This is a genomic window from Roseburia sp. AM16-25 (genome assembly GCF_003473825.1).
In the GTDB taxonomy this organism is placed as follows: domain Bacteria; phylum Bacillota; class Clostridia; order Lachnospirales; family Lachnospiraceae; genus Pararoseburia; species Pararoseburia lenta.
Genome location: NZ_QUCW01000001.1, coordinates 707,636 through 724,629, shown reverse-complemented (window position 1 = coordinate 724,629; position 16,994 = coordinate 707,636). Strand labels below are relative to the sequence as shown.

15 protein-coding genes and 2 pseudogenes are annotated in these 16,994 nt (G+C 39.7%); 12 read left to right on the top strand and 5 right to left on the bottom strand.

Going from position 1 to position 16,994, the window contains the following annotated elements:
• Nucleotides 1–146: 146 nt before the first annotated feature.
• The 6 genes and pseudogenes from DW183_RS03615 to DW183_RS03590 form a co-directional block, all read left to right on the top strand.
• Nucleotides 147–239 (top strand): annotated as a pseudogene (locus DW183_RS03615) (TnpV protein); the annotation flags it as partial.
• Between the two features lie 176 nt (nt 240–415).
• Entirely contained in the window at nt 416–1,090 is a 675-nt protein-coding gene (locus DW183_RS03610; protein WP_118177930.1) for a response regulator transcription factor, read from the top strand.
• On the top strand, nt 1,078–2,259 hold the full coding sequence (locus tag DW183_RS03605) for a HAMP domain-containing sensor histidine kinase (RefSeq protein ID WP_025580964.1): 1,182 nt from the start codon (nt 1,078–1,080) through the stop codon (nt 2,257–2,259). Before DW183_RS03610 ends, DW183_RS03605 begins: the two co-directional genes overlap by 13 nt.
• Nucleotides 2,260–2,342: 83 nt before the next feature.
• Nucleotides 2,343–3,407, top strand: a complete 1,065-nt coding sequence (locus DW183_RS03600) for an ABC transporter permease (RefSeq protein WP_022037030.1) — start codon at nt 2,343–2,345, stop codon at nt 3,405–3,407.
• Nucleotides 3,408–4,067 carry a hypothetical protein gene (locus DW183_RS03595; protein ID WP_015521696.1) on the top strand — a complete coding sequence of 220 codons (660 nt, stop codon included), beginning with the start codon at nt 3,408–3,410 and terminating at the stop codon, nt 4,065–4,067.
• 4 nt (nt 4,068–4,071) lie between these two features.
• A complete protein-coding gene (locus tag DW183_RS03590) occupies nt 4,072–4,947 on the top strand; it encodes an ABC transporter ATP-binding protein (protein ID WP_118177929.1) in 876 nt (291 codons plus the stop codon).
• Between the two features lie 76 nt (nt 4,948–5,023).
• Here the strand turns inward: DW183_RS03590 and DW183_RS12925 are convergent.
• Nucleotides 5,024–5,077 (bottom strand): annotated as a pseudogene (locus DW183_RS12925) (hypothetical protein); the annotation flags it as partial.
• Nucleotides 5,074–5,313, bottom strand: coding sequence for a penicillin-binding transpeptidase domain-containing protein (locus DW183_RS12920; RefSeq protein ID WP_333491578.1), 240 nt, complete (start codon nt 5,311–5,313; stop codon nt 5,074–5,076). The gene DW183_RS12920 and the pseudogene DW183_RS12925, both read right to left, overlap by 4 nt.
• Nucleotides 5,314–5,412: 99 nt before the next feature.
• Here DW183_RS12920 and DW183_RS03580 point away from each other — a divergent pair, with 99 nt between their 5' ends.
• A complete protein-coding gene (locus DW183_RS03580; RefSeq protein WP_008392833.1) occupies nt 5,413–5,622 on the top strand; it encodes a DUF6219 family protein in 210 nt (69 codons plus the stop codon).
• 103 nt (nt 5,623–5,725) lie between these two features.
• Here DW183_RS03580 and DW183_RS03575 read toward each other — a convergent pair whose 3' ends face one another.
• The 3 genes from DW183_RS03575 to DW183_RS03565 all read right to left on the bottom strand — a co-directional run bounded on the left by DW183_RS03575 (nt 5,726) and on the right by DW183_RS03565 (nt 7,511).
• Nucleotides 5,726–6,379, bottom strand: a complete 654-nt coding sequence (locus DW183_RS03575; RefSeq protein ID WP_118177928.1) for a CpXC domain-containing protein — start codon at nt 6,377–6,379, stop codon at nt 5,726–5,728.
• Nucleotides 6,380–6,444: 65 nt separating this feature from the next.
• On the bottom strand, nt 6,445–6,876 hold the full coding sequence (locus DW183_RS03570; protein ID WP_227061086.1) for an ImmA/IrrE family metallo-endopeptidase: 432 nt from the start codon (nt 6,874–6,876) through the stop codon (nt 6,445–6,447).
• A 176-nt stretch (nt 6,877–7,052) separates the two neighbouring features.
• Complete coding sequence (locus DW183_RS03565; protein ID WP_118177927.1) at nt 7,053–7,511, bottom strand: helix-turn-helix domain-containing protein; 459 nt, start codon at nt 7,509–7,511, stop codon at nt 7,053–7,055.
• Between the two features lie 247 nt (nt 7,512–7,758).
• On the opposite strand from DW183_RS03565, the gene DW183_RS03560 reads away from it, so the two are divergent.
• The 5 genes from DW183_RS03560 to DW183_RS03540 all read left to right on the top strand — a co-directional run bounded on the left by DW183_RS03560 (nt 7,759) and on the right by DW183_RS03540 (nt 16,942).
• Nucleotides 7,759–9,048 (top strand): Y-family DNA polymerase, encoded by a 1,290-nt coding sequence (locus DW183_RS03560; RefSeq protein ID WP_330416275.1) that lies wholly within the window; start codon nt 7,759–7,761, stop codon nt 9,046–9,048.
• Between the two features lie 77 nt (nt 9,049–9,125).
• The gene (locus tag DW183_RS03555) at nt 9,126–9,479 is read left to right on the top strand and encodes a hypothetical protein (RefSeq protein ID WP_003864619.1); all 354 of its coding nucleotides are present in this window, start codon (nt 9,126–9,128) and stop codon (nt 9,477–9,479) included.
• Between the two features lie 233 nt (nt 9,480–9,712).
• Complete coding sequence (locus tag DW183_RS03550; RefSeq protein ID WP_005334838.1) at nt 9,713–9,940, top strand: hypothetical protein; 228 nt, start codon at nt 9,713–9,715, stop codon at nt 9,938–9,940.
• Between the two features lie 619 nt (nt 9,941–10,559).
• Nucleotides 10,560–11,219: a sigma-70 family RNA polymerase sigma factor gene (locus DW183_RS03545; protein WP_033126083.1), complete on the top strand. Its 660-nt coding sequence runs from the start codon at nt 10,560–10,562 to the stop codon at nt 11,217–11,219.
• 461 nt (nt 11,220–11,680) lie between these two features.
• Nucleotides 11,681–16,942: a SpaA isopeptide-forming pilin-related protein gene (locus DW183_RS03540; protein WP_118280644.1), complete on the top strand. Its 5,262-nt coding sequence runs from the start codon at nt 11,681–11,683 to the stop codon at nt 16,940–16,942.
• The last annotated feature ends 52 nt before the right edge of the window (nt 16,943–16,994 follow it).

The window sequence follows — 16,994 nt, the reverse complement described above, 5'->3', positions numbered from 1 at the left end:
TCTTTTGGGTGTTATTTTATAGTCATATCAAGGCTCATTCAATCGTGGTAAATTAGTGGTAAAATGAATGGTTTTCTATACTCCAAAATGCTTGAAAGTATAGTGGTTATGCGAATAATCCAAAATTAGATATAAAAATTAGTTAAATTGTAGAGCAGATGAAACAGGCACAGGGGATCACGGAACAGTTAAAGGCAGAAAATCAGATGGAATGGGTAGCGAGAATGAACAATATATAATCGTGTGCAAGGGAGATTGTGGATACAGAGATGGTTTATCAATAATGGAAATAAAATGAAGGAGAAAAGGCGGCAGTTTAGAAAGGCTGTTGCCTTTTAGGAATTGTTGTTTATTTGTTGTTTTTTATAAGCTATACTATAAGGAAAAGATAACATTAGAGCCAGAGGTGAAATTTATGAACTATAAAATTTTAATGGTTGATGATGATAGAGCATTGCTAAAAATGCTGAATCAATACTTTACATTGAAGAATTATACGGTAATGATTGCAGAAAATGGCATAGAAGCAATGGAAAAGATAAGTGCAAATCCCGATATTATTTTATTGGACGTAAATATGCCGGGAATGGACGGAATTGAAGTGTGCAGAAGAATCAGAGATATGGTTTCCTGTCCGATTATTTTTTTGACTGCAAAAGTAGAAGAACAGGATCGAGTAATGGGATTGTTGTCTGGTGGTGATGATTATGTTTTAAAACCATTCAGTTTGAAAGAATTAGATGCTAGAATTATTGCCCATTTGAAACGTGAAGAACGTTTACATAGGAAAAAAGAACAAAGGTTTTATGGAGAATTAGTGATTGACTATGCCAGTAAATGTGTACATATTAAAGGGAATGCTTTAGAGCTTACGAAATTAGAGTATGAGATCATAGAATTTTTGTCTATGAACCCTGAAATGGTATTTGATAAAGAACGAATCTATGAGAAGATTGGCGGATATGATGCAGAAGGGGACAGCCGGGTGGTTACGGAGTTGATTCGCAGAATCCGCAAGAAAATGAAAATGTATTCGGAACACGAATATATTGCAACGGTATGGGGGAGGGGATATAAATGGGCAAAATAAAAAATCTTTCGTTAAGGAAAACCATTGTTTTGTATATGATAATTAGTTTAATAATTAGTTTTTATCTTTCAGCACTAATTATGCGAATAGCAAGCACAGTACAAAACAACATTTGGTGGAATTATGTAGACCAAGAAGAATATTTTGAAATGGCTGAAGGGGATGGTAGAAGGTATTTGCCAGATGTTCCGAGACCACATTCTTATGAAATGAAAGAATTTGATTATCATGTATCGGAAATATGTGATTTTCTTCAGACATTTACAGTGCTTATCGTATCTGTTGCAGGGAGTATTATAGCGGTATTTCTTTTTTATAAGCATAAACTGAAATGCCCTATCGAAGAATTAGAACTGGCTTCCCGACAAGTTGGTCGAAATAATTTAGATTTCCATATCACTTATGAAAATGAAGATGAGATGGGCGGATTGTGCAAAGAGTTTGAACGAATGAGAGGACAGCTGGCAGAGAATAATCAACAGTTATGGAAAATGCTTGAGGAAGAAAAGGCTTTGCGGGCTGCCATTGCACATGATATACGTTCTCCGCTCTCTGTGCTGGAGGGGTATCAGGAAATGCTTTCAGAATATCTTCCGAAGAAAGAGATAAATATGGAGCAAGCCTTAGAAATGGTAAATGAAAGCAAAAAACAGATTGAACGTATGGATATCTTTGTGGAAACTATGCGAAAGATGAGCAGTTTAGATACAAGGGAGTTAGTAGCAGAAGAAATTACCAGTAAACAGGTAGAAATAGACGTACGGGCAGAGATGAACGTGTTTAGGAAAAAATTTGGAAAGCTATATGAATTAGAATGTTCGGAAACAGAAGAAAAATTTTCAGGAGATAAGGAAGTGATTTTAGAGGTTATAGAAAACCTTTTGTCAAATGCCTTTCGTTACGCCAAGACAAAAGTGGAAATGGAAGTGTTTCTTACCTGTTCTGAATTACAGATCAGAATAAAGGATGATGGAGTGGGATTTACAATAGATAAGCAAAAGGCAACAGAGCTTTTTTATCAGCAAAATGTGAAAGACAGTTTGAAACATTCAGGAATGGGCATGTATATCAGCAGATTGTATTGTGAAAAGCATGGTGGTCAGTTACTGATAGAAAATGAAAAACAGAGTGGAGCTGTAATAACAGCAGTATTTCATCGGATTGCATGAGCGGTCCGATTTTTTTATGCTGTTGTCTTTTTGTTGTGATTTATATTTTATGATGTCTATAACGAAGGAAAGGAGGAATACGTATGATTGCTATTTTTAAAAGAGAGATTAGGAATTATCTAAAGCGACCGTTATTTTGGGTAGGTGTTCTGCTTGTGATTTATGGTGTGTTTAATGCGACAAGTCCATATTTAACCACACATTATCTTACAACGGGGGAGGAAATCATCAATGATCAGTCCAACACTTCGGTTGAAGGAGAAGTGTATGAGGGCTATATTCCAGCCACGCCTGAAAAACACAGAGAGGTATGGCATGAAAAGGTAAAAATAAAATTAACGGATGTGTTTGGATTGACGGATTCAGAAGCACAGAATGTCATTGAAAAGCTGGAAAGCATGAATTTAAAAGAGGCCTATGCGTATTTGGAGCAGGAATATGACTGGTACGGGGCAAGGTATTTATACGAGGACAGTACGTATTATAAGGGAACGGCAGAAGAAATCAACGCATATCTAGATAAAAAATTGGAAGATAAGACATTTTCTTTTTATTACGCAAGAAAATTTGCTGATTTTGCGGGTCTGTATATGGTGTTTTTTGCAATTATTATGTTGGCGGTTTTATTTTTACAAGATACAAAAAAGCATACTTATGAATTGTTGCATACAAAGCCTGTGACTGCCGGGAAGTATGTAATGGGAAAAGTGAGTGCAGGATTTACAATTTGTTTGCTTGTGCTAACTATTTTGAATATACTGTTTTGGGTATTGTGCCGCATCTATACAAAGGATAGTGGATTTGAAGTGCGACTATGGGATTTTGTGGCTTCTACGGTACTTTATATATTGCCTAATATGCTGATGATTGTGAGTATATATACATTGATTTCACTCATATTTAAAAATCCACTTCCGGGTGTACCACTTTTGATTCTTTATATGGTGTATTCCAATTTGGGCGGAACTAATGCAGAGGGAGTTTACGGATATTGGGGCAAACCTTTGGCAATCATGGTACGATTTCCGGGGCAGCTTTTTGATACGACACCGCCCCCGATGGCGCTCTTAAATCAAAGTTTTCTTATTATTGTATCGGTAGTAATTATACTGATTTCGATACAGATTTGGAAGCGGAGGCGAATATAAATGAAGAAGGAAATGAAGATTGTTCTGCCATTTTATAAAATTGCTTATGCAGTATCCTTTGTTGTAATTTTAAGTGTGATTCGTGCAGTTGTTTTCACGTATGAAATAGGACTATCCATAGAGCCGCCTTTTGCGATATTGACTGCTGTTTTTTGTGCAGATACTTATGTGCAGGAAATTACAAGCAACCGTTCCGAAGTTCAGAGACTGTATCAGATAAAAAAGAGAATCTATTCTATTATACAGAGACTGATGATACAGGGAACTTTTTTGCTGCTGCTCGCTGTTCTTGGATATGGATTGTTTTTTGCGTTTCAGAAACCAATTACACATCCAGTAACAGAAAGTGAAATACTTCAGTTTATTACCTGTTTTGGGGCGATTGTAGTAACTATTTTCTTTTGGGGAATATTGGCTAATACATTGTCTATGCTTTTTCGCAATATGTGGATGGGAATTGGTAGCAGTCTTTTGATATGGGTAGCAACAAATTCCACAGGTGGAGATAAACTTTTTGGAGCATGGAATCTGTTTTCTTATTCTTTTAGAGATATAGAAAATACTGCCGATATTACATGGCTGTATGGGAAAGGCTTGTGTATTTGTATCGGACTGATTTTGTTACTGGCATTGCCGAAGATCGTAAGAAAGAGAGGGTAAATTTATGAGTATTCATATTGAGGATTTAACGGTAAGATTTAAGAATAGTGTCACAGCAATCGACCATGCAGATTTAGATATACCAAATGGGATATTTGGACTATTGGGAGAAAATGGAGCGGGAAAGACAACTTTGATGAGAGTTTTGACCACTGTGCTTAAACCTACAAACGGAATGGTTGCATTAGACGGAATTTTGTATAGCGAAGGAAACTATGAAAAAATCCAAAGAAAGATAGGGTATTTACCACAGGAAATTGAACTGTATCCTAATTTGACGGTTCAGGAGTGTTTGGAGTATATGGGAGATCTGGCAGGTGTTCCGAAAGCAGAATGTAGAAAGCGGATAGATTATTATTTGAAAAAGACCAGTCTTATAGAACATCGTAAGAAGAAAATGAAGCAGTTATCAGGCGGTATGAAGCGACGGGTAGGATTGGTGCAGGCGCTTTTAAATGAACCGGAATTTTTAATTGTGGATGAGCCAACTACCGGTTTAGATCCGGAGGAACGTATTCGCATCCGCAATTTGTTAGTAGATTTTTCTGAAAACAGAACGGTTTTGTTTTCAACTCATGTGGTAGAAGACTTAGCTGCCACCTGCAATCAGCTTGCAATTATGCATAAAGGTCGATTTCTGTATGCGGGTTCTATGAAGAATTTGACAGAAGAAGCACAGGGGAAAATCTGGATTTGCAAAGTACCTGATGAGAGAAAAGCAAGAGAAGTGGAACAGAAGTATCGTATTACATCTAAACAGTATGTTGAGGGGGGATTGCAGTTAAGAGTGATTTCTGAAATACAGCCAGAATTGGAGTGTATGTCAATTCCTGCAACGTTGGAAGATGCTTATATTTATGTGACGAATCAATACGAGTAGATAAAGCACCATCATATGCTTTACTACCAGTTGCACGTTGTTCGCTTTGAATATTTGTGGAGAAAAAGTATGTATTATTTTGGCTTTCTATAAAACCTATAAACCAGCCATTTATATCCTGCCCGTTCACTCGTCCGGTTCCGGTTTTTCCATAAATTCTCCATTTTCAGAGGCGGTAAGATGGATGGAATTTTTGACGGCATGAATATTAGCAGGAGTAAAGTTGAAGTTGTTTCGATATAAATTTTTCAAAAGTTCAACTTGTTCTACTGGTGAAATCTTTAAGGATGACTGCATCCAGTAGGAAGAGAAATCTCCGGATATATTTTTATTGCCATATCCTATTTGCTGAAGGTATGAATTTATAGTGGAAGATCCGAGCTGCTTGTCGATTGATTCAAAATACCAGTTTGTATATATCTTTTAAAAGGTATATGATTAAGAAAAACGGCAGGAGGCATCTGAATGAAATCACATAAATATTGGTCTATCGGTGCACTGATTACAATGCTTGGAACTTTTTATACAGGTTATAAGGGATCAAAAGAAGGCCATAAGTACTTTGCAGCAAGTTCTTTGCTTTGCATGATTATGGCTATTTATACAGGACACAAGATGATTTCTGGTAAAAGTAGGAAGAAAAAAGAAGTTTCAGTAGAGAGTGTTGAAGATTAAAAAACAAAATATTTTAATAAATAACGCCGGTGCGGGATTTTTGATATCCAGTACTGGCGTTATTTATTCTACAGGGGCTTGGGGGGTGTAGCCACCAAATATACTATTCGTTTTCTGCTTCGGCAAGTTTGTTAAGGATCCACTCCCTATTGATAACTATTTCATCATCATCGCGGAGATCCTTGAAATCATTGCAGTGTGAAGAAGCAAATTCATACATATTGTCAATGTCAACTGCACCAGTAATCTCACCCTTATTAATGATTACAAGAATATTTGTTCCGTCGTCGTCGACAGCAAAGCGCAGTTCATCAAATTCTATATCGGGATCATTTTTGAGAATAGAATCTGTCGCAAGTAATTTAACAAGTTCCATTACCCTGTCATCTTTACCTGCATCAAAGATCTGGATCTTTTCAACGAGCTGATTTGCTGATGTCACAATCCGGTATAAGTACTTTTCGGTACGATAATCAGCCAAAGCATTTTTTTCATAAAATATTTCATATGTCTTCTTTACTTCTGATTCAGAAACCAGATAAATCATGATAAGATCTTCCATCTGGTGATAGAGTGTAGGGTAGTTTAAACGGAAGGTCTCTCCACAGTTCGGGCAAGTATAAAGGAAAATAGATTGATTAAGTACCTTCTCTTTCATTTCAGGATCCAGTGCGGTATTAATACTGTCCCAGAGCTCAAAATCTCCCTCATGATGGCAGGAAGGACAAGTTACCTTTTCTATATGATGTCTTGACATAAATGATCCTCCTTTCAGTGAGATAAATCTATAGTTTTTCTATTGTAGAATAATCTTATCCGCTATTATTTCGCCAGGAAATTACTCTGTATCTCCATCGGCATATGATAAGCCTGGCCTCGTTTTGTCAGGCTGTATAGTTTAAAGCTCATGAGTTCCGGAGTCGCATTCAAAGAGCTGCAGAGTCCGAAATAATCCAGGTCTTCGTTTTGAACCATATCTTCGATCTCCTCATCATCAATCAGAAGATCGGCAGCAAACAGATTGGCCTGGTATTCTGTATTATCCGTCATATTGTAGAGGGTATCATCTTGCATTGGAGCCATTTTCAGCTGGGAACGATGCAGGATGATATGCCCTAATTCATGGGCGGCAACGATCATCTTTTCTTCTTCTGAAAGGAAACTGCTGATCATGACATAGATTGTCTTACAGCTCATAAAACAGTATCCTTTCAGTGTCTTATATCTGGAAGTTTCACCGACCACAATGTTCATCTGATCCATGATCTCAAATGGATCTCGGGTTCCATATTTCTTGATTAATTTCTTTGTTTCTGTATATATGTAAGTGTTTCTCAAATAAATCACCTCAAAAGTAAAAAATAAAAAGGGCAGAAATATCCTTGTAACTATAAGGTAACAGATTAGGTGTACAATAATCCCGCCTTCTATTATTTTTCCTCTTGGTTTTTCAGATATTTTTTCGGTGTAAATTTCTTTGCACGTCTTTTGGAATCCAGATAAAGGCTCTGGATCTCATCCATAAAAGCTATTTTATCTTCGTCTGTCAGTGATCCACCGGCAAACATAGCTGCAGCCTGTTCCAGAATCTGCTGAGCCTGTCTGGCACCACGGTTACCAAACTGTTCGGATGCTTCTGTGATAAAAGCTTCATTCTCACTCATGAGATAAGAAACGTCACACTGTAATGCATCTGCCAGTTTCTGATACAGAACATTTTGTTTTGGAAAACGTCCTTCTACTTCCCAGGATCGAATGGTCCTATATGAAACACCAACCATGCTGGCCAGTTCCTGCTGGCTCATTTTTCTTTCTTTTCTTAATGATCTTACTTTTTCACCGAATGTCATAAACATACCTCTTTCTAAGCCTTGTCTTATAAGTTTCATTAGCCGCCTCAAGGCAAAACGGGAAATGTGTCTCCTAAAAATTAAAAATTAATCTTGACAAAGGGAAATATCTCTCCTATAATGTGAATCACAGATAAGGGAAACATCTTTCCTATAAGATACACAATATTTCCTCTTTTGTCAATGAATATGTGAAATGAATTTCCTGTAATTCAATGAAAACAGGAAGGATAGACAATCATTGATAGTCAAAATGGGATACATGTTACAAAAAGAGGAAAGACGTATGGGAGGTGGCAATGTGAGTCAGGATCAGACTTCTATTATCTGTATTGATCTGAAGTCCTTTTATGCTTCTGTAGAATGCGTAGAACGTGGGCTGAATCCATTTAAAACAAACCTGGTGGTTGCAGATCCGACCAGATCAAAGTCAACAATCTGCCTGGCAATCACTCCGGCTATGAAGTCTCTTGGCATCAAGAACCGGTGCCGGATCCATGAGATACCGGATTGTGTGAAGTACATTACAGCCATGCCGAGGATGCAGCTGTACATGGATTATTCCGCAAAGATCTATGGAATCTATCTGCGGTATGTCTCAAAAGAAGATATCCATGTGTACAGTGTCGATGAATGTTTTATTGATGTGACAAACTATCTGCAGCTTTATCATCTCACTGCAAAAGAAATGGCGGTAAAGCTTATGCAGGCAGTCATGGAGGAAACTGGCATCACTGCAACTGCAGGTGTGGGAACCAATCTGTATCTTGCTAAGATCGCAATGGATATCGTAGCAAAGCATGTGGATGACCATATTGGAATCCTGAATGAATTCTCTTACAGAGAGCAGCTATGGGATCATAAACCATTAAGTGACTTCTGGAGGATTGGATCCCGGACTGAAAAGAAACTGGCTGGTTACGGGATCCATACGATGGGCGATATCGCAATGGCTTCTTTAAGATCCGAAGACTGGCTGTATAAGATGTTTGGGATTGATGCAGAGCTGTTGATCGATCATGCATGGGGTTATGAAACATGCCGGATGAGTGACATCAAGAACTATCATTCAGAAGAGCACAGCCTATCGAATGGCCAGGTGCTGATGCGAAATTATTCTTTTGACGAAGCACTTGTGATCGTAAGGGAAATGACAGACAATCTGGTCCTGGATCTGTTTGAAAAAGGACTGGTAACAAACTCTCTCACCTTATGGATTGCCTATGACCACAGGTATGAGCATGAGGCATCCAAAGGAACCGTAAAACTCGAAAGAGAAAGTAACAGTTCCAAAAAGATCATAGATGCAGTGGAAGATTTATATCGCAGGATTGCAGACAGATATACCGGAATCCGAAGAATCGAGGTGTGTGCGAACAGGGTTGCTTCTGAAAATTATGTGCAGTACAGCCTGTTTGATGATCCCAAACAGACCGATAAGGAACGGCATTTACAGGAAGCAGTATTGAATGTAAAGCAGCGTTATGGAAAGAATGCGATCATGCGGGGATCCAACCTGCTAGAGTGTTCTACTTATAGAGAACGCAACGAGCAAATAGGTGGTCACCGTGCTTAGAGGAGGTGCAAAAAGTGCTAGCAAGTGCATATCAACCGTATTTATATTTACCAAGACCGGTTTCCAGGAGACATCCCATGGATGTAGGACGCAGAGCAAAACAGTTTGCTCCATTTGCGGCACTTCGTGGATTGGATGAAACAATCCGGCAACAGGAAATCATTTATGAACCGAAAAGAGATTTATCTGAGGAAAAGAAAAATGAGCTGGATATGAAATTAAGAATCCTGGCATATGGAATGAAGATACAGGCAACTTATTTTCAAAAGTCATGGAAGAATCCATTAATTGGTCAGTACCATACATTATCTGGAACCGTAGAATTTTTTGATCCATCAGTCCACTTACGGATTGATGATACCGAGATCCAGATCCAGGACATCTGTGATCTGACTGGTGATGTATTTGAAACTATTGAAATATCATGTTAATTAATCACAGCGGAATTTTTTATACCGGAAAGAGTGAGTGGTAGCTGGTGAAAGGATAAAAAAGGATGCACAGATCGACAAAGCAGATCTGATCAGAATAGAAATCGTGCTGTTCGTGTAGCTTTGGCACTTACGGAATGGATGGCATGATGCTCATAAGGCGGATTTGATTTCCCTTTGGTCCGTTGAGTAATAAATGGAGAATATCTTATTGCTTAAAGGAGGAAGCCTATATGGGATCAGGTGCTATTAAATGGCATGTACACTGCTCTGTATGTGGAGCATTTATTGAAAAGAGCGCACAAAGCGATTCAGAAGTGGAGTGCAAAAAATGTCGCAGTACATTGGAGATATTTGTAAAGGATGATATGGTGTCGGTTCGTCCGATCCACATCCGAGATGAACAATTAAAGTCCAGGATGCGGACGTATTCCCGAAAGATGATGAATCAGGGATCATAACAGAATAGAATGAGCTGTCTGTAGTAAGTGTTGGATTTGGCAGGAACCATCAAGAACGCACCAGATAGCAAGAGTTTGTCAAGGAGCTGAACCTGACTGGAATCACTAAGAGCCCGGCAAAACATTTACGGATACACTGCAAGATCAGAAGTATTTTCTGGTTTTGGAGATTGTTGAAGTATTTGTTTTGTCGGGCTTTTTTGATGTGTTTCAAAAAATTTTTAAATTTTTTGTCGTACCCCACTGTAAAACAGGCTCTCAGCGTTTCGTTATATAGAGGTTGAATTCTCTTCTGCAAAAATAATTGCAGAGAGAGATTTTGATAATATGACACAAAGGAGGAAGCAAAGATGACTGAAATCGAATACCAGGAATTTGTAAGGCATTGTCCTTACGATGCTATGGGCGATTATTCCATGTTTCGCAAAGAGCAAACAGAGAATGAATCAGAAGATGCACATATCAACTGAATAAGCCAGGCAATCTGGCAAACTTAATCTAAACGCAGATACATGCGTTACAAAGGAGTCGCGGACTCCCGTTCAAAAAAAACGGGTGAGTTCGTGACCTCTTGTACTGCAGTTCTTTATGTCTGTGCAGAAATTTCATAAAAGATGGAATGGACCACCCGGAGCCGAAAGGCAGAAAGGTGGTCTTTATGTTGACATTAAAAGAACTGAAAAAAATCGTGAAAGTTGCTGATGTGGAGAAGAGAATCCCAAGCGTGAAATCCTTGAAGGAACACAAAGTTGTAGTAAAGGAAATGATCAATGCAGATACAACAATCTCTGTTTATGATCACGGATATGTACTTTATACAGCAGGAAATCAATCAACCGTATTTCCGCTTCATAGTTGTGATGACTATGAATATGTGAGTGTAACTGGCGATAACAAGGAATTCAATAAAGAGTTCTTTGATAATGAAAACTGGTATATCCGTCTGCTGATGGAGGCTGAAGACCGTATGGCATACAGCCAGAGCAAAATCAGCACCAATCATGGTGTGTTTTCTAACAGCGATGTTACAGATGATGCGGAGATTATGAGAGGATCTTCAAAAGATTTTGTTGACGATGTTATCGACAGAGAAATTCTAAACGCTTTGATCAAAGAGTTAACAGAGAGACAAAAGACGGTACTCAATCTGGTTTATTTCGAGGAAATGCGTCAGCAGGATGTTGCAGATTATCTGGGAATCAAACAGCAGAGTGTAAATGACCTCCTGAACAGGGCATTAAAAACGATGAAAAAAAAGGCGGAAAACGAAGAATTTTAAAAAATTGAATTAGACCACTGTAAAACAGGCTCTGAGCGTTTCGTTATATGAAGGGTTTGCATAGAACACCTTCATGTACCTTGAAAAATGAATAGCCTGCCCGGAGTGATATTCGGTTTGAACATGCATAGAGCGAAAAGCTGCGTGTCTGCCAGAAGAAAACGTATCAGAGATGGAAACTGATATAGGAACGGATCCGGGAAAGAAAACAGGAAAACGCTTAAATCTTAAATCAAAATAAAATGTCTGAATCTGAAAAGAGGATGACAGTAGAAATCATGTGGCGGTATTTGTGACAAACAGGTACCGCCATATATTTGTGCTGTTATCTCAGCTTGTGCTGACTGTCCCAAATAGCGCAAATTTCATGAAAGGAGGCGATCATCTTCGTATAAAAGATAATACGCAGACACGAACAGATAACCATACACAAAAAAATCAGAAAGGAAGGATTTAAGAGAATGAACGTGAAAAAGAAAGCACGCAGGGTGATGTCCGGTTTACTGACTGCAGTAACGGTTCTATCGACGGTACTCTCTCCCGCTGTTGCCTATGCTTCTGATGATGCCGGATCTGTAAAAAAGATTCCGTATTATGAGGAGATCAAGGATCAGTTGGATGAAGATGAAGTGGTAACTGCAAAGGATTATGAGATCAAGGTTGGAGACAATTTCGATGTAAAGAGTGATTATACCGGTCTTACGATCCAGGATGACAGCAAAGTAAAAGTTACATTTCAGGAAGCAAAAGATACGGATGGAAATGACTTTTCTACCGATTATGCCAATTCCTATAAGGCAGTCTATTATGTAGAACCACAGACAACGGATCACCCAACCTACCAGATCAATCGAAAGATCGTGGTAAAAGAAGCGGATCAACAGAAAGATTCGCAGTCAGAAAGTTCTTCTGATCAGGATGCTGGTTCTTCCGATAAGACAGAAACAGAGGATTCTGAGGCTGACTCGTCTACAGAGGAAACTGATGCTGCTGACACGGAGAGCAAAACAGAACTGACAGAAAAAGAATTTGATGCAGAGATCGAAGCAACGGAGGATCAGGAGACCGTTGATCCGGAAACAGGGATCACACTCTCAGAGGTTATGCAGGAAGCTGTTGACCAGGAAGTTGCTCTTGCAGATCTTGAAGCAGGCGAAAGTATTACTTTTGATATGCCAATGATGCTTGCTTCCGGTGAAACAGGAACAAAATCAGTCACAGTTACAGCCGGCTCCTGGTACTATTACGCAGACTATGGATTAGGTTCTTATCTGACTTGTCCATATTATGTGAAATGGGGAAGCATCAATGCGACAGCATACTGTGTTGAACCATCGAAAAAAGGACCGGGAAATGGAACTTATACGATCCAGAAACTTACCGATGGAAAGACACTTGCAAAGGTCTGCTATTACGGAACAAAAGCAAGTGATGAGAATGGTTTCTTCGATGAGAAACATCCGGATTTTCCGGCAGGAAAGAGATTCATCATTACCCATCTTGCAGCAGCTTATGCAAATGGATCCAGTGACTGGGCATCCGGAACCAATGCAACAGGAAAGAACCTGGCAATGGAACTTTACAATTATTGTGTAAATATGCCGGACATTCCGTCTGTAGATATGAGCTTTTCCGAATCTAATGTAAAGGCTTATGTGGAAGGAAACAGCCAGCGAACAAGCGTGATCACATTCAAAGCAGATAAACTGCAGACAATCACATTTAAGTTGCCAAGCGGTGTAAAGCTTGTAAATGTGACAACCGGTAAAACAAGTGCTGCAGGAGCAAGTGTAGAAATCAGTGGAGGTACACAGTTTTATCTGACAGCACCACTTGATCAGGCAGAGAGCGTCAGTGCTACATTTTCTTCTCGGATGAAGGGAAGCATTGATAAAGAATACTCTGCTTACAAGATTGTAACAGGATCCGGAACACAGGACCTGGCTCTTGTTTTCGGTGAAGGTGTCGGAAATGAGAAATATGTGGATTTTAAAGTAACCTGGACAAAAGAATGCAAAGTATCCATTGTAAAGAAAGATCAGGATACAGGAAATGCACTGGCTGGTGCAGTGTACGGGATCTATTCCGATGCTGCATATACAAAGCTGATCGCAGAGATGCCTGCAACTGATCAGAATGGTGCTTCACAGCTCACAATGGAGAAAACACAGGAAGTTGTTTATCTGAAAGAAATCTCTGTTCCAACAGGGTATCAGATCGATACAAAGTCTTATAATGTGACTCTTGCTATCGGAAAGACAACGACCAAAAATGTAACAGACAAACGTGTAAATGCAAAGATCAACATTGCAAAACAGGATGCTGAGACAGGGAATGCAGCACAGGGTGATGCAACGCTGGAAGGTGCAGTATATGGCCTTTATGCAAGGGAAGATATTGTTCATCCGGATGGAAGAACCGGAACGATCCATAAGAAAGACAGCCTGATCACATCCCTGACAACGGATAAGAATGGCGAAGCTTCTGTATCGGATCTCTATCTTGGAAAGTATTATCTGAAAGAGCTTAGTGCTCCGGTGGGATACGTACTGGATCCGACAGAACATGAGGTGGACTGTACTTACGAAGGTGCTACTGTTCCGACAGTAGAAAGAACTTCTGTATGTAAAGAAACTGTCATCAAACAGCCATTTCAGATCATCAAGGCAGCAAACAACGGGAAGACCGATGCAGATCTTCTGCAGGGAGTTGGTTTTTCAGCATGGCTTGTCAGTGATCTGAAAGTAAAAGCAGATGGAAGTTATGATTTTGACTCAGCCAGACCAGTTGTACTGACTGCAGATGGCCAGGCAGAAATGTTTACCGATGAAAAAGGATATGCAAGATCGATTCCGCTTCCATATGGAACTTATGTGGTAAGAGAAACCACAAGCAAACACAACTATGCACCGGTTGATGATTTTATAGTGAAGATCACAGAGAATCATCCGGATACACCGCAGACATGGCGAGTGCTTCTGGATAAAGAATTCAAAGCAAAATTAAAGATCATCAAAAAGGATGCAGAAACACAGAAATCTGTACTCCTGGCAAATACAGAATTCAAGGTATATGACCTGGATAACCAGAAATATGTGGAACAGACAACATCCTATCCGAAGCCAACGGTACACAAATCCTATTTCACAAATGAGGAAGGATACCTGGTACTGCCAAAGAATCTGAAACCTGGCAACTACCGGATTGAGGAAGTGACGGCACCCGATGGGTACACAATATCCAAAAACTATGTGACAGTTGCAGTTGATACAGATACTGCTTATCTGACCGATCCTGTCACAGGAGACGCAGTCATTGATGTGGAATATACCAATGCCCCGGTCAAAGGTCAGTTAAAGATCTATAAACAGGGTGAAGTGTTAAAGGGATTTGATAAGGACTTCCAGTATGAAATGGCTGGACTTGCAGGTGCTGAATTTGAAGTCTATGCGGCAGAGGATATCTATACTGCCGATCATCAGGTAGATGCAGATGGACAGAGAACTTTGTACTTTGCAAAGGATGCACTGGTGGCAACCGTTACAACGGATACAGATGGTTATGCAACTGTAAAGAATCTTCCACTTGGCAGATACTATGTCAAAGAGAAGAATGCACCGGACACTTATGTGTTAAATACGGTGCCGGAAAATGTCGAATTTGCTTATGCAGATCAGGATACCGCAGTGATCGAGAAAGAAATCTCTGTCACAGATGAACGACAGAAAGTGTCGATTACGGTCGAAAAACAGGATGCTGAGACAGGCAATACAGTAGCCGGAGCAGTGTTCGGTATTTACAATGCAAAAGACATTCAGACGAAAGATGGAAAAGTGATCGTCAAAGCAGATACTCTTTTACAGGAAATGACTTCTGATGAAAAAGGTCAGGCAGCATGTACACTGGATCTTCCACTTGGAAGCTATTATGTAAAAGAACTGAAAGCACCAGATGGATTCGTATCTTCGGATGAAGTACTGAGATTTGATGCTTCTTATCAGGGGCAGGATGTACAGACAGTAACATTAAAATCCGTAAAGAAGAACCAGCCGACAACTGTTGAGATCACAAAATCAGATGCAATAACCGGTGTAGAACTGGATGGAGCTTATCTGAAAGTAACGGATAAAGATGGAAATGTAGTAGATAGCTGGACATCTTCCAAAGATGCACCGCATGTGATCAAATATCTGAAAGTGGGTGAGACTTATACCCTACATGAAGAGTTTGCACCGCATGGTTATCTGGTAGCCAATGATGTGACATTCACAGTCAAAGATACCGGAGAGGTTCAGAAAGTGGAAATGAAGGACGAGGTACCGGTTGGTGAACTCATCATCAACAAAAAGGGAGAATTTCTGGATTCTGTTACGCTGGCCGATAAGGTCAAAGGTGTGGTGGAACACATTTTCAACTATGTAACCGGAAAACTGACAGATGTTACGTTTGAAGTCTATGCTGAGGAAGACATTAAGGCTACCGATGGCGTCAGTGACGATTACTATAAAAAGGATGAACTGATCGCAACGATCAAGACAGATGAAACCGGTATTGCAAAACTGGAAAATCTTCCACTTGGTAAATACTATGTGAAGGAAACAGGAACTGCTTACGGTCATGTACTGGATGGTGAGATCCGTCATGTAGATCTGACTTACGTGGATCAGAATACACCAGTTGTAGTCTATGACAAAGACTGGCAGAACAACCGCCAGAGAGTAGAAGTCAATGTACTTAAGAAAGAAAAAGATTCTGACCGTACATTGGAAGGCGCTATCTTTGGATTATTTGCCAAAGAAGACATTAAGTCTGAGACAACAGGTAAAGTCCTGATCGAAGCCGATGAGATCATTGAGCTGAAATCTACGGATGAAGAAGGAAAGATCACATTTGTTGCAGATCTTCCAATAGGAGCAACTTACTATGTAAAAGAGCTCTATGCACCGGACGGATTCGTAACCAACGATGAAGTAAAGGAATTTACCTTTGAGTATGCAGGTGAAGATCAGCCGACAGTCACTTATGATTTTACCTTTGATAATCAGCCAACCGTCGTTGAATTTACCAAATCCAGTCTGACAACCGGAAAAGAACTTCCAGGATGTAAGCTGAAAGTGGTAGATGCTGATGGAAATATCGTGGATGAATGGACTTCCGGTAAAGAAGCACATGTGATCCGTGAGCTGACTGTCGGAAAAGAATACACACTGGTTGAAACAAAACCTGCTGATGGTTACGTGACAGCTGAAAGCGTAAAGTTCACGATCAAAGATACTGCCGATGTGCAGAAAGTTGAGATGAAGGATGATGTAACGAAGGTGAAAATCTCCAAACAGGATATCGCCGGAAAAGAACTTCCGGGAGCGAAACTCACAATCCTTGATCAGGATGGAAAAGTTGTGGAAAGCTGGACCAGTACAGAGAAAGCACATTACATCGAAATGCTTCCGATCGGAAAATACACTCTCCGTGAAGAAACGGCACCGGATGGCTATCTGGTTGCAAAAGATGTGGAATTCGAAGTAAAGGATACCTGTGAAGTACAGCATGTAACTATGGTGGATGAGAAAAAACCGGCAGAAAAGACACCGGAAGGTGGAAAACCTGTCAGTGATTCACCAAAGACTGGGGATAACACCAATCTGTGGCTGTGGTTTATGCTTCTCGGCATTGGTGCGACTGGTACAGGAGCCCTTGCATTTATGAGAAAAAAGAAACACTAATTAAATAAGAATGAGCGTTCATGGAAACCGAAAGGAATCTGTGGACGCTTTT